Source organism: Paenibacillus sp. BR2-3 (assembly GCF_046529485.1).
Lineage (GTDB): Bacteria > Bacillota > Bacilli > Paenibacillales > Paenibacillaceae > Paenibacillus_AQ.
Map to the genome: position 1 here is coordinate 1,142,199 of NZ_CP126311.1, position 12,550 is coordinate 1,154,748.

Genomic DNA, 12,550 nt, shown 5'->3' on the forward strand with positions numbered 1-12,550 from the left:
TTATTGGAATTGAGCATTGTTGCAATGCTCAATTCCTCTTTATAAAGGAGGCTCTTAAAGATGAAAGGGAAGACCTATGGGGATAACAGCATTTCATTATCACGTTTTAAAAAAACGGGCAGAGTAAAAATCGCATTTTTCTTAATGACGTTTCCTGCGGTATTATTATTCTTTATGTTTCACACCTTTCCTGTAATAAAAGGTGTTTTTTACAGCTTCACTAACTGGAGAGGCTATGGTGAATGGGATTTTGTCGGCTTTAAAAACTATTTAAATTTATTTAAAGATGATCGTGTTTTTCATGCATATGGCTTCACCATCCAATTTGCTATTATTGCAACATTGCTTGTCAATGTAATAAGTTTGCTGCTTGCATTAGGTTTGAATGCAAAAATTAAATTCAGAAACACTTTAAGAGGGATATACTTCTTGCCTAATATTTTAAGTGTTGTAATTGTAGGATACATTTTCAACTATTTGTTTGCACATTTCATTCCGCAGATTTCTGAGAAAATGGGAATTATTTCGTTATCGAAAAATATTCTCGGGGATCCCTCTCTTGCCTGGATAGGCGTTCTTCTGGTAGCTGTATGGCAAGCGGTAGCTTTTAATACCATCCTTTATTTATCCGGTTTGCAAACGATTCCGACTGATTTATATGAAGCTGCAAGTATTGACGGGGCTGGGGTGTGGAAGAAGTTTTGGAGCGTGACATTCCCGATGATTGCCGCCTTCTTTACGATTAATATGGTACTTGCGATGAAAAGCTTCTTAATGGTATTCGATCATATTATGGCTTTAACGGGGGGCGGACCTGGTACATCGACCGAATCCATTGCTTTATTAATTTACCGCGGGGGATTTGAAGGTGGGGAATTTGCATTTCAATCCGCCAATGCCGTAGTCTATTTTGTCTTTATTGTGGTTATTTCAATTATTCAAATTCGGTTCTTACAACGAAGAGAGGTTGATATGTAATGGAAAAACGCACAAATTGGCTCATGACCATTTTGTTAATCATTGGTTCTCTATTTGTTCTCTTTCCTGGTTATTTAGTCATTACCATTGCAATGAAAACTCCGGAAGAAACGGCAAACTCTCTTCTGGCATTGCCTGGATCTTTGAATTTTGAGAATTTCAAGACAGCCATCCAGATGACAAATTTCTTCCAGGCTTTTAAGAACAGTGCTGTGATTACTGTATCTGTTGTAGTGCTTACCTTATTGACGAATTCGATGGTGGCGTATGCCATTGCAAGAAATATGTATAAGAAAACGTACAAGTTTCTGTACTACTATTTCGTAAGTGCTATGTTTGTACCGTTTCCTATTATTATGCTGCCCATTGTAAAGCAAACCAGCAGTATGGGACTGGATAATCCGACGGGGCTGGTCTTTCTTTATATCGTATACGGATTATCTTTTAATATTTTTGTTTATGTAGGCTACCTTCGCTCCATTCCAAAGGATTTGGAAGAAGCGGCGATTATAGATGGTGCAAGTACATGGGGAGTGTTTTGGAAAGTGATTTTTCCGCTGTTAGCTCCTATTAATGCCACAGTCGGTATTTTAACATGCTTATGGGCATGGAACGATTTTATGCTGCCGCTAATCATGCTCAGCGATCCCAATCAAATGACCCTTCCACTTGTGCAGTATGTATTTCAAGGACAATTCAGCACCGATTACAATTTGGCTTTCTCCTCCTATCTTATGGCATTGCTGCCGATGGTAATTGTTTATTTGTTAGCACAAAAATGGATCATTAACGGTATCACACAGGGAGCTGTCAAGTAAGGGGACTAGGAGGAAGCAGAGTGTTTAATTTTGATAAAATTGAATTCCAGGATAGAAACAATGATATCTTAACAAGTTTTTAATGAATCATTTGCAGAAAGCGGATATTGATATACGGGGTGTTCAGCAGGTGGACTCCGCGACAAGCATGGTGGTCGTAACCAAGAACAAATCAACGCCGATTCCTGTTTTTTATAGAGGAGCGGACTATCATTTAACCTTTACTCGAGAGATGGAAGAAGCTTTGCTAAATTCGAAGATTGTTCACTTCTCCTGTTGCCGATCTCGATGCTGCCGATTCGCCGGACGATTGAAACGGCGGGAAAGAGTAACATTCTGGTTTGCTTTGATCCCAACTATCACCCGATGATCTGGCGGGAGGGAGAAGATGGCGTGGAATATGTAAAGTCTATTATGGGCCAGGTCGATCTCGTGAAACCATCCGAGGATGACGCGGAACGATTGTTTGGCAAGGACACTCCCGAGAATCAATTCACTACCTGAAGACGCGTCCGACATACAAGTCCCCTCAAAAATCTTAATTTTTGTTGGGGACTTTTTATCACTGATTCAGTCTCTCTCTATAATATTTACGATAAAGAGCGGGCGTTATTTCTTCGAATTTTTTGAAGGTTTTAATAAAATACCCCGGTTCATTGAAGCCAAACTCATCACTGATTTGAGAAACAGGCATATCGGTTACTTCCAATAGCTGCTTCGCCCATTTCACCTTAAGCTTTGCCAAATAAGTCGTGAAGTTTTCGCCCGTTTCTTTAGCAAAAAGTCTGCTAAAATAGCTGGGACTGATATGACACAGCTCAGCCATATGCGTTAATGTTATATTTTCACTTTTGTTACTGTAAATATAATCACAGGCGGGTTTCAGAACCGAGTTAGTACAAATCGTTGTATCATTTGATGTGTTTTTTAGATAGGCATCAGCAATAGCATTGGTCATTTCTTTTTTTATGGACTCAATATTTTTAATGGTGTATCCAGGCAGAATGGTGGAAATATTTAAGGCTTCGTCGTTTCCAGAGACTTTTTCGAACATTTCGACAAGCAGATTTTTATTGAGTGCCTCTTCGATAATATAGTTGCACAAGAGAAATAACATGTTGGAGATTTTAACGACTTCTTCATAAGTCATGGTTGGAATATTATCATAGTGTTCCTTCAAATGGTCCTCTTTGATAAGATGTAACGATTTGTTCTTCGAAGTCACAATTTGCTCCAGGTCATTGCCATTTTCAGGATCTGAAAGCTTGACCTGTCCTGCCATAACAGCACCAATGTATTTATCATCAACAGTGATAGGAATGGCAATATCCACGATATTGAAATGGCATAGGTAAACGTAAGGAGCATTTAATCGAACCGCTTCAAGGCCGCCGCGGGAATCACATTTTTGGCAATAAGGCAGCAGATCAGGGTCCTTTCGCACATTTTGGCAGAACGCCTGACAGCAGCTGTGGCTGGTGACAGGGATGCCTTTATAATCAACGGTTAGAATGGCCAGTTTGGTAACTGTAGCCAGAGAATCTTGAAGACGCTTCCACTTCTTTAGATCCAAAATTTTGTTTATACGTAAGGATTCTTGTATCAAAAGAATTCCACCTCCAATAGCTATAACAATAAGATACCATTGTTTGAACCAAGTGCAAATAATTACGATTGAGAATTATAATTATTAGTTATAATATTCCACTATCAAGAATAAAAACGTCCTATATACTCAAATTAATTGAATAATTAAATTTTTTATAAAACAGGAGGAGATTAGAATTATGAGAAAAGCATTCATTAGTCCAACTAAATATGTTCAAGGGGAAAACGAATTATTGAACCTTGGGTATTTTGTAAATTCTTTTGGTTCGTCTGCCTTATTAATTGCCCATCCGGAAGATGTGAAACGAGTAAAGGATAAGCTCGATGCTACGGCTGCTAAGTTCAATATCACCTTTGTTGAAAGCGGTTTTATGGGAGAATGCTCGCGGGAGGAAGTAGCCAGATTGCAGGCAATTGCCCAAAAAAAAGGCTGTACCTGCACGGTCGGCCTAGGCGGAGGCAAAGCAATTGATGCGGCTAAATGTGTGGCCAGGGGAGAAGCTCTGATCATTTGCCCAACGATTGCAGCCACAGATGCACCAACGAGTCATTCAGCTGTACTGTATACACCGGAGGGTGCGTTTGATGATTATGCCTATTTCAAGCAAAGCCCAAGTGTTGTTTTGGTAGATACGACGGTTATAGCCAATGCACCTACGCGTTTTCTCGTGGCAGGCATGGGTGACGCTTTGTCTACATATTTTGAAGCAAGAGCGACATCTAAATCGTATTCCAGAGTTAATGCCAGTCTTCCAATGGGCTCAAGAGAAGGTTACTGTGCTCCGGCAGTAGGAACCAACGCAGCGCTTGCACTTGCAACTTTATGTTATGAAATGCTATTGAAGGACGGTGCCAAAGCGAAGATAGCAAGTGATTGTAATATGGTTACTCAGGCACTAGAGAATATAGTGGAGACCAATATTTTATTATCTGGCCTTGGTTTTGAAAGCGCAGGCTTGGGCGGGGCTCACGCGATCCACGACGGATTAACGATCCTTGAAGGAACACATTCCTTCTTTCATGGTGAAAAGGTTGCCTTTGGTACACTTGCCCAATTAGTGCTTGAAAATGCCCCAACTGAGGAATTGCACCAGGTTTTGGATTTTTGTCTAGAGGTAGGCTTGCCTGTGTGTCTGGCTGATATTGGCGTAGATCATATTACTGCAGAGGAGCTGCTTCAAGTAGCTGAAAAAGCCTGCATTCCTGAAGAATCAATTCATTCTATGCCATTCCCTATCACAGTAAAGGAAGTTGCAGCTGCGATTGCTACGGCAGACAGAATTGGCAAAGACTACAAAGCGCGCCGGGAGGCCAAGTAAATGAAGAAGATCATCAATCAAACGGAGAACATTGTCATTGAAATGTGTAACGGAATGGCAATGGCTCATCCGGAGCTTGAGTTCGTGAAGAAGTATAAAATTATCAAGAAAAAAGAAATCAATGAAAACAAGGTCAGCTTGATCAGTGGGGGCGGCAGTGGCCATGAGCCTGCGCATGCAGGATATGTGGGTAAAGGCATGCTCGACGCAGCTGTATGTGGAGATATTTTCGCTTCCCCTTCCCAGATTCAGGTGTATCAGGCGATTAAAGCAACCGCTGGCAAGAAAGGTACCTTGATGATCATTAAGAACTATAGCGGGGATATAATGAACTTCAAAAATGCTGCTTATTTGGCAGGAGAAGACGGTATTGAAGTGGATTATGTTCGAGTGGATGATGATATTTCGGTACAAGACAGTTTATATACGGTAGGGCGTCGGGGAGTAGCCGGAACCGTGCTGGTGCATAAAATTGCCGGAGCGGCGGCAGAAGAGGGCCGGAGTTTAGCGCAGGTGAAATCCGCTGCTGAGAAAGCGGCTGCAAATGTTCGCAGCATCGGTTTCGGTCTAACCTCATGTACGGTTCCCGCCAAGGGAACACCGACCTTCGAGATTGCTGAAGACGAGATGGAATATGGCGTCGGTATTCATGGGGAGCCGGGGATTCGCCGCGAAAAAATTGGAACAGCTGATGATATGGCAAACCGTATGGTGGAAGTACTCTTAAAGGATTTAAAGATTGACAACAGTAATCCTTCAGAGATTACATTGTTGATTAACGGTTTTGGTGGAACCCCATTACTAGAGCTGTATCTTTTAAATAACGCGGTTACGCGGGAATTAGCAAAGAAGAAAAATATTAAGATTTGTAAAATCTTCGTCGGAAACTATATGACAAGTATTGATATGGCCGGAGCCTCTATAACCATTATGAAATTGGACGAAGAACTCAAAACGCTTCTTTTCACGGAAAGCGATACACCTGCCTTCAAGGTATCAGGTCCTACGGAAAGCGTCCAGTATGTTGATATCGCAGAGGAGAATACCACAGATTCATCCGTTTCGTTCGAGACAGAGACACTTGAAGAGTACTCCACTATCAAAGGCAATTCGTTTACATTGGATAATTTCGTTTATCTGGTAGACAAGATGAGCGAAATCATTATTAAAAATGAAGTTCCTTTCTGTGAACTGGATTCTCATGCCGGTGATGGTGATTTCGGGATGAGTGTTGCCAAAGGATTCCGGCAGTTAAAGCGAGAATGGAATCACATTTTGACACACAGTAAGACGGACATCGGAACCTTTTTGAGTGCTTGTTCACTGGTTATCATGGAATATTGCGGCGGTGCTTCTGGGCCGATCTGGGGTTCTGCGTTCCGTTCAGCGGGTAAGGCTGTTGGTGCTAAAAAAGAAATAAGTATATCCGAATTTGCCGACATGATGCAGGCCGCTGTACTAGGCATACAATCTATCGGTGAACGTTCCTTTGGGCGGGGAGCTGTCGTGGGGGATAAAACCTTGATTGACGCTCTTGTACCTTGTGCAGTTTCCTGGTCGAAGAGCGCTGTGGAGGGGGATAGTTATAAAGCCGCCTTTGCGAAAGGTGCCGAAGCAGCCATTGAAGGCGCCAAAAAGACGGAGGATATCGTGGCCCGTATGGGACGCGCAGGCACCGTTGGGGACAGAAGCCTTGGTTATCCGGATGCGGGAGCCTATGCACTGGGTGTTATTTTCAAGGAGCTTTCGGATCATTTGAAATAAAATGATAAGTTCAAGACAAAGGAGCTATCTATTATAAGTAAAATGGTTTCGCTATTAAAAAAACCATACCTTAATAGTTAAACTCATTGATGAAGTAACTATTAATCAAAGCGATGTGAACAATGCCTAACATAAATATGCAATCATTCCAGCATGCTATTATCAATATCTTGATGCCTGGCAAAGACGGCTGGGGCTGTGCCGGGAAATCCGAGAGCGTTATGAATTACCCATATCGATGGTAACGGCCAAAGGTGAAAGCGAGGATAGGGTGAAGGCTTTCAATTGGGTACGGACGAATATGTCTGAAGACTGTTTTTTATAGCTAAGTGAGTTGTGTTTTCACTGACCTGAACAGCATCATCACTTGCGAGAATTGCGTTTCGATCTAAGAGAGCTATCTTGAGGGGGTAGTGGGTGTATACCCGTGGAGGTTCGAGTCCTCTCTACCGCATTATACAATCAAAGAGATTATCCATTAAGCAGAACGATTGCTTGCTGGATAATCTTTTTTTGTTGTCTTGGGAAATCAAATTATTTTTATATTGACGGAGCGTGTGAGTAAAGTTTATACTAAAGCCAAGAAAAGCACAAAAGATAAAAGTTTAGCACATATGTGCAATGGTAATAATTTAGCGGGGGGCCAGCGATGAATATTGATGAAGAAAAAAGATTATTAATTAAAATTGCCCGCATGTATTACCTCAATGATATGACACAAAGTGAAATTTCCAAAAGCCTGGGAATCTACAGGACTTCCATAAGCCGTTTGCTGAAGAAGGCAAGGGACGAAGGTGTGGTCCAAATTAAGATTATTGATGAGGGCGGGGGCAATATTGAACTGGAAAGCCGGCTGGAGAAGCTGTTCGGTTTGAAAAAAGTCATTATCGCCGCATCCGAACCGGAGTTGCCGACTGATGCCAAAAAGAAGGCCGTGGCCAGAGCCGGAGCCGTTTTGATGAAAGATATCATCATCGACGGAGATATTGTGGGTTTTGCCTGGGGCAGTACGATGGGTAGCCTGATCGGAGAATTTTCTGACTGTCCGCAGAGATCCGCGCATTTTGTTCCACTTGTCGGCGGTCCTGGCACGATGGAAACCAAGTATCATGTAAACGCCATCGTATACAGTATTGCCAATGATTTTGGAGGAGAAGCGTATTTAATTGATGCAGCGGCTGTGGTAGAGCGTAAGGAGACCAGGGACGATATCGTGCAGTCTAATTATTTCCGCAAGATTTCTGAACTGTGGGATCAGATTACGGTTGCAGTGGTTGGCATCGGAGCTGAAATCAGCAACTCCAATATGATCTGGACGGGCTTTTACGATGATAAAGTAATCGACGACTTGAATCGGCATGGTGCGATTGGCGATATCTGCTCCCGTTTTTACGATTCCGAGGGTGAAATTATTAATTCGGAGTTGACCGATCGAACCATAGCAATACCGCTGGAACGCCTGAGAAATACGCGCTACTCCATTGCACTTGCCGAATCGGTGGAGAAGGCTGCTCCAATCCTTGCCGCGATCAAAGGCCAGTACATCAATACACTGGTAACCACCGAGGAAACAGCCGTTGAAATCATTCGTCTTGCCGTGAGCTGAGGGGAAAAGCGCGATAGAAAGGAGTAAGCAGATGACTGTTTATTTAATGGTTCTCGTAGGGTTGTCCTGGCTTCTGCAGAGCGTGCTGGGGCTCAGTCAGGTCAGAAATTTCAACAGGCGGTATGCGGAGCTGAGACAGATGGGCCGCGTCGCCATAGGGAAGAAAACGGGCAAATTCAGAGCAGGCACTCTCGTCATGTTTGTCATTAATCGTGACGACGTTGTTTTGAAAGCGGTTAAAATGCAGGGTGTGACGGTTTTCTCCAGAGTCAGAGATATGAAGGGGTTTGAAGGCAAGATCCTGCCGCAGCTATCTGAAAATGATCTGGCCCGGGTCAATAAGTTAACGAGAGCCGCAATCCAGGACGCTTTGAATAACTTTGACATTATTGCTAAAGGGGGTGAGCTCAAAATCAGGAAAACCTGGCTGGAAAAACTGATACCCGCCAAAAAATAATAAGTTGAGGTGAAAAGTATGGATATCTTTGTTAACTTGGCATCAGGCTTTATGAATTTATTCCGGCAAGGCGGAGAAACCTTCATGAGCCTGGTGACCGGAATCATTCCGCTGCTCATCATGCTGCTTGTAGCCATGAATGCACTGATTCATCTGGTCGGAGAAAAGCGCGTGGAGAAAATAGCGAAAAAATCAGGAAAGAACCCCGTAACAAGATATTTTGTTCTTCCGGTGGTCGGAACCTTTATTTTGGCTAACCCGATGACTCTATCTCTGGGGCGTTTTCTTCCCGAAAAGTATAAACCGAGCTACTATTCAGCGGCTTCCTTTTCATGCCATACGCATAACGGATTATTCCCGCATGTCAATCCCGGAGAGTTGTTCGTATTTCTCGGAATAGCAGCGGGCATAACAACACTTGGACTAGACACCACAGAATTGGCACTCCGTTACTTTCTCGTAGGGATCGTAACCAACTTTTTTAGAGGCTGGGTCACTGACTTTACAACCGCGTATGTGTCGAAGCAGCAGGGAGTAAAGCTTAAGGATACAGTAAACTTTTAGGGAGGTGTTAAAGAATGGCAACTTATAATGCGATCATTATTAAAGCCGGAGCAGGCGGGTTTGGCGGTCCTTTAATCATTGCGCCTACAGCGCAGAAGAATAAAGTGGTTTACATTACCGGAGGAACGAGACCGGATATTGCGGATTATATTGCGGAGCTTACGGGAGCCGAGCTGGTGGATGGGTTCAAGACGAGCGTACCTGAGAATGAAATCGCCTGTGTCATCATTGATTGTGGAGGCACTCTGCGCTGCGGAATATATCCTCAGAAGGGTATATTGACCATTAACATTCTGCCAACAGGAAAAAGCGGTCCGTTAGCCAAACATATTACAGAAGATATCTATGTTTCCGGAGTCAAAATCTCGGACATTGAGCCATATGAAGGTGCTCCAACACCACATACAGCCCATGTCCAGGAAAGCAATGTAGAACAAAAAACACAACCTAAGTATAGCTCAAATAAAAAAATAAGTGAACAGCAAAAACCGCAGGGACTACTCGCTAGAGTTGGTATGTTTATGGGATCGATTGTTAGCGTATTTTATCAGGCGGGCCGGGATTCGATCGAGACGGTCATCAAAACGATACTGCCATTCATGGCCTTTGTAGCCATGCTAATCGGTGTTATTAATGCTTCTGGTATCGGTGATGTAATCGCGAAATTTTTATCCCCGTTTGCAGGTTCGCTGCCGGGCCTGCTCTTAATATCACTTATATGTTCCTTTCCGTTGCTCTCTCCATTTTTGGGACCGGGCGCAGTCATTTCACAGGTCATCGGAACCTTAATCGGGGTCGAGATCGGCAAGGGAAATATTCCGCCGCATCTGGCGTTGCCAGCACTTTTTGCGATCAATTCCCAAGCTGCCGCGGACTTTGTTCCGGTGGGTCTGGGTCTGGCGGAAGCGGAAGTGGAAACAGTTGAAGTGGGGGTACCCTCCGTACTGTATTCCCGCTTTCTGACGGGAGCCCCAACGGTGTTTATTGCCTGGCTGGCGAGTTTCGGGTTATATCAATAACTTAACAGAGAGCAGAGTGGAGGAGACTATGCTATGCAAACCATATATGAAACCAAGATTACAAAGATCGGGAAGTCTGTATACGATTTTGTTGAAGATAAAATCTTTGTGCTGTTTGGTGATAACGCCCCAGCAGATGTTGCGGATTACTGTCTGCTAATTACGATCAATGAAATAAAAGGTGAGATTAATAAGGGTGACCTCTTGTGGCTTGGAGATAAGCCATACAAAATAACGTCTGTCGGAAGCAAGGTGGCAAGAAATCTGGAGATGCTTGGACATATCACTCTTCAGTTTGACGGCCGAGAAAGTGAAGGCTTGCCTGGAACGTTATATTTGGAGAATACAGATTTTCATAAGCCTGAAGAAGGCAGCGAAATCAAAATAATTAAACAATAGACCTGAAAAGGAGACTTGGATATGATTGGGAACAAAGTGGTAATCGTAGCTGGCGGAGGACAAAGTTTGGGGGAAGCGCTCAGTCACAGTTTGGCCGAAGAGGGATATGACGTTGTTGTAGCCGATTTGATGAGTGAAAATGCGGAGCGCGTAGCCTCGGATGTGCGCGGGCAGCATAATGTAAAAGCACTGGCGGTAGCCGTTAATTTGACCCAGGAGAATGAAGTGGCGGATATGGTGCGGAAGACGGTGGAAGCTTTTGGGAGGATCGACCTGCTGGTCTATGTGGCGGGTTTTGCCAAAAGTTTGAAAATTACCGATTTCGGTCTTAATGATTGGAACACGTCTATCGATGTGAATCTGACCGGCTATTTCCTCTGCTCCCGCGAAGTATCAAAAATAATGATCGCACAAGGCGGCGGCAATATTATTCAAATCAACTCCAAGTCGGGGAAGGTCGGAAGCAAACACAACTCGGGCTATTCCGCTTCCAAATTCGGCGGTGTCGGGCTTACACAAAGTCTTGCCCTGGACCTTGCCGAACATAATATCCGCGTCAATGCGATTATGCCAGGAAACCTGCTGAACTCTCCAATGTTCCAGAGCCTCCTCCCTCAATACGCCAAAAAACTGGGTATTGCGCCGGAAGAGGTAGAACAATACTATACAGACAAAGTGCCTTTGAAGCGTGGCTGCACTTATGATGACATCGCCAATGCCGTTATCTTTTACGCCTCGGATAAAGCTGCGTATATGACCGGTCAGGCCATTAATGTAACAGGCGGTCAAGTGATGCACTAGTTGTTTATGTTGATTTTTGAGGGGCTGTCCCAAAAGGTCTGAAAACGATCTGGGGACAGTCCCTTTTTTGATAAGGTTGTACGGATAGAGTATTCTTTTGTGCACATGGTTAATCCAGCAGCCTGGCTATGTCGGCTTCGATCTGATCCGGAGTTGTTTTTGGGGCAAAACGCTTCAGAACGCGTCCTTCCTGATCAACAAGGAATTTGGTGAAGTTCCACTTGATGCTCTTGGATCCCAGGATACCGGGTGCTTCCTTGGACAAATATTTGAACAAAGGATGTGCCCCGTTTCCTTTTACATCAATCTTTTCGAACATAGGGAAGGTTACGCCGTAATTGAGCTCGCAGAACTCCGCAATATCTCCGCTTTCGCCCGGCTCTTGTCCGGCAAACTGATTGCTCGGGAAGCCTAACACTTCAAAACCGCGATCCTTGAACTTTTCGTACACTTCCTGAAGACCTTTATATTGTGGAGAAAAACCGCACTTGCTGGCAGTGTTCACAACAAGCAGTACATTTCCTTTGTACTTGGACAGCGATTCTTCTTCACCACGAAGGGTGTTGGCCGCAAAATCATAAATATTCATGGAAGATGCCTCCTTTATAAATTCCAAATATATATTTTTTACAATTTAATTGTACACTATTCACAAGAAGAGTCAAACATCAAGGGAAGCGGGTATAGAAGGACATTCATGGCAATAATGGCTAAAATAAGACAGCACAAGCAAGTATGAGTAATTAACAGACCTTATGGGAGAGTACTTTGGTTGACATCCCCTTTAAAATTCTTTAATATGTCTAAGTATCTGAATATGTCGCGTGTGCAATTTAACAACCAAAAATTTAAATAATGGGTGATGAAGATGTCTTACAGACCGAATATTACGAATGTTACCAAAGCCAGCAGCAATGATAAGGAAGGGTTGTATGAGTTCATTATCAAGCTTGCTGATGGAACGGAGTGCCGCGCGTTTTATAATCGGTTTCCGGACTGGAAAATGACGAACATCAGCCGCCTGCTTAGAACACCCTGTCCGATTTGCCGCAAAGATTTCATCTGCAAATGCATGGAAGCCTTCACTCCTGATTTCGAAGGGCAAATGATCGGAGACCAATGGATTGAGAAAGCTATAGCCGAATAATTAAATGGACGGAGCATGATGGCGCGGGGGATTTTCCCGCGTTTTTGTTTTGCCTATTTTTTTGGATATA

The 12,550-nt window shown here is 43.5% G+C and carries 14 protein-coding genes; 12 read left to right on the plus strand and 2 right to left on the minus strand.

Annotated features, from left to right (window positions below):
• The first annotated feature begins 144 nt into the window (after positions 1–144).
• The 3 genes from PaeBR_RS05440 (at position 145) to PaeBR_RS05450 (ending at position 2,300) form a co-directional block, all read left to right on the plus strand.
• On the plus strand, positions 145–978 hold the full coding sequence (locus PaeBR_RS05440) for a carbohydrate ABC transporter permease (RefSeq protein ID WP_410515086.1): 834 nt from the start codon (positions 145–147) through the stop codon (positions 976–978).
• On the plus strand, positions 978–1,796 hold the full coding sequence (locus PaeBR_RS05445) for a carbohydrate ABC transporter permease (RefSeq protein ID WP_410513857.1): 819 nt from the start codon (positions 978–980) through the stop codon (positions 1,794–1,796). Before PaeBR_RS05440 ends, PaeBR_RS05445 begins: the two co-directional genes overlap by 1 nt.
• A gap of 276 nt (positions 1,797–2,072) precedes the next feature.
• Entirely contained in the window at positions 2,073–2,300 is a 228-nt protein-coding gene (locus PaeBR_RS05450; RefSeq protein ID WP_410513858.1) for a hypothetical protein, read from the plus strand.
• Between the two features lie 58 nt (positions 2,301–2,358).
• On the opposite strand, the gene PaeBR_RS05455 is transcribed toward PaeBR_RS05450, so the two are convergent.
• Positions 2,359–3,402: a PocR ligand-binding domain-containing protein gene (locus PaeBR_RS05455; RefSeq protein ID WP_410513859.1), complete on the minus strand. Its 1,044-nt coding sequence runs from the start codon at positions 3,400–3,402 to the stop codon at positions 2,359–2,361.
• Positions 3,403–3,583: 181 nt separating this feature from the next.
• Here PaeBR_RS05455 and PaeBR_RS05460 point away from each other — a divergent pair, with 181 nt between their 5' ends.
• From PaeBR_RS05460 to srlD, 8 genes are all read left to right on the plus strand, one after another.
• The gene (locus tag PaeBR_RS05460; protein ID WP_410513860.1) at positions 3,584–4,723 is read left to right on the plus strand and encodes a glycerol dehydrogenase; all 1,140 of its coding nucleotides are present in this window, start codon (positions 3,584–3,586) and stop codon (positions 4,721–4,723) included.
• A complete protein-coding gene (gene dhaK, locus PaeBR_RS05465) occupies positions 4,724–6,487 on the plus strand; it encodes a dihydroxyacetone kinase subunit DhaK (protein WP_410513861.1) in 1,764 nt (587 codons plus the stop codon).
• Positions 6,488–7,136: 649 nt separating this feature from the next.
• Complete coding sequence (locus tag PaeBR_RS05470; protein ID WP_410513862.1) at positions 7,137–8,093, plus strand: sugar-binding transcriptional regulator; 957 nt, start codon at positions 7,137–7,139, stop codon at positions 8,091–8,093.
• Positions 8,094–8,124: 31 nt separating this feature from the next.
• On the plus strand, positions 8,125–8,550 hold the full coding sequence (locus tag PaeBR_RS05475; RefSeq protein ID WP_410513863.1) for a transcriptional regulator GutM: 426 nt from the start codon (positions 8,125–8,127) through the stop codon (positions 8,548–8,550).
• An 18-nt stretch (positions 8,551–8,568) separates the two neighbouring features.
• Entirely contained in the window at positions 8,569–9,114 is a 546-nt protein-coding gene (locus PaeBR_RS05480; RefSeq protein WP_410513864.1) for a PTS glucitol/sorbitol transporter subunit IIC, read from the plus strand.
• A gap of 14 nt (positions 9,115–9,128) precedes the next feature.
• On the plus strand, positions 9,129–10,133 hold the full coding sequence (locus PaeBR_RS05485) for a PTS glucitol/sorbitol transporter subunit IIB (protein WP_410513865.1): 1,005 nt from the start codon (positions 9,129–9,131) through the stop codon (positions 10,131–10,133).
• Positions 10,134–10,166: 33 nt separating this feature from the next.
• Positions 10,167–10,532, plus strand: a complete 366-nt coding sequence (locus PaeBR_RS05490) for a PTS glucitol/sorbitol transporter subunit IIA (RefSeq protein ID WP_410513866.1) — start codon at positions 10,167–10,169, stop codon at positions 10,530–10,532.
• 21 nt (positions 10,533–10,553) lie between these two features.
• Positions 10,554–11,333: a sorbitol-6-phosphate dehydrogenase gene (gene srlD, locus PaeBR_RS05495; RefSeq protein ID WP_410513867.1), complete on the plus strand. Its 780-nt coding sequence runs from the start codon at positions 10,554–10,556 to the stop codon at positions 11,331–11,333.
• A 109-nt stretch (positions 11,334–11,442) separates the two neighbouring features.
• Here the strand turns inward: srlD and PaeBR_RS05500 are convergent, their stop codons facing one another.
• Complete coding sequence (locus PaeBR_RS05500; RefSeq protein WP_410513868.1) at positions 11,443–11,922, minus strand: glutathione peroxidase; 480 nt, start codon at positions 11,920–11,922, stop codon at positions 11,443–11,445.
• A gap of 279 nt (positions 11,923–12,201) precedes the next feature.
• Here PaeBR_RS05500 and PaeBR_RS05505 point away from each other — a divergent pair, with 279 nt between their 5' ends.
• A complete protein-coding gene (locus PaeBR_RS05505) occupies positions 12,202–12,480 on the plus strand; it encodes a hypothetical protein (RefSeq protein WP_410513869.1) in 279 nt (92 codons plus the stop codon).
• Positions 12,481–12,550 lie beyond the last annotated feature (70 nt).

Coding starts and splice junctions, on each gene's coding strand:
- PaeBR_RS05440 (WP_410515086.1), top strand. CDS start 145: ATGACGTTTCCTGCGGTATTATTATTCTTTATGTTTCACACCTTTCCT.
- PaeBR_RS05445 (WP_410513857.1), top strand. CDS start 978: ATGGAAAAACGCACAAATTGGCTCATGACCATTTTGTTAATCATTGGT.
- PaeBR_RS05460 (WP_410513860.1), top strand. CDS start 3,584: ATGAGAAAAGCATTCATTAGTCCAACTAAATATGTTCAAGGGGAAAAC.
- dhaK (WP_410513861.1), top strand. CDS start 4,724: ATGAAGAAGATCATCAATCAAACGGAGAACATTGTCATTGAAATGTGT.
- PaeBR_RS05470 (WP_410513862.1), top strand. CDS start 7,137: ATGAATATTGATGAAGAAAAAAGATTATTAATTAAAATTGCCCGCATG.
- PaeBR_RS05475 (WP_410513863.1), top strand. CDS start 8,125: ATGACTGTTTATTTAATGGTTCTCGTAGGGTTGTCCTGGCTTCTGCAG.
- PaeBR_RS05480 (WP_410513864.1), top strand. CDS start 8,569: ATGGATATCTTTGTTAACTTGGCATCAGGCTTTATGAATTTATTCCGG.
- PaeBR_RS05485 (WP_410513865.1), top strand. CDS start 9,129: ATGGCAACTTATAATGCGATCATTATTAAAGCCGGAGCAGGCGGGTTT.
- PaeBR_RS05490 (WP_410513866.1), top strand. CDS start 10,167: ATGCAAACCATATATGAAACCAAGATTACAAAGATCGGGAAGTCTGTA.
- srlD (WP_410513867.1), top strand. CDS start 10,554: ATGATTGGGAACAAAGTGGTAATCGTAGCTGGCGGAGGACAAAGTTTG.
- PaeBR_RS05500 (WP_410513868.1), bottom strand. CDS start 11,922: ATGAATATTTATGATTTTGCGGCCAACACCCTTCGTGGTGAAGAAGAA.
- PaeBR_RS05505 (WP_410513869.1), top strand. CDS start 12,202: ATGTCTTACAGACCGAATATTACGAATGTTACCAAAGCCAGCAGCAAT.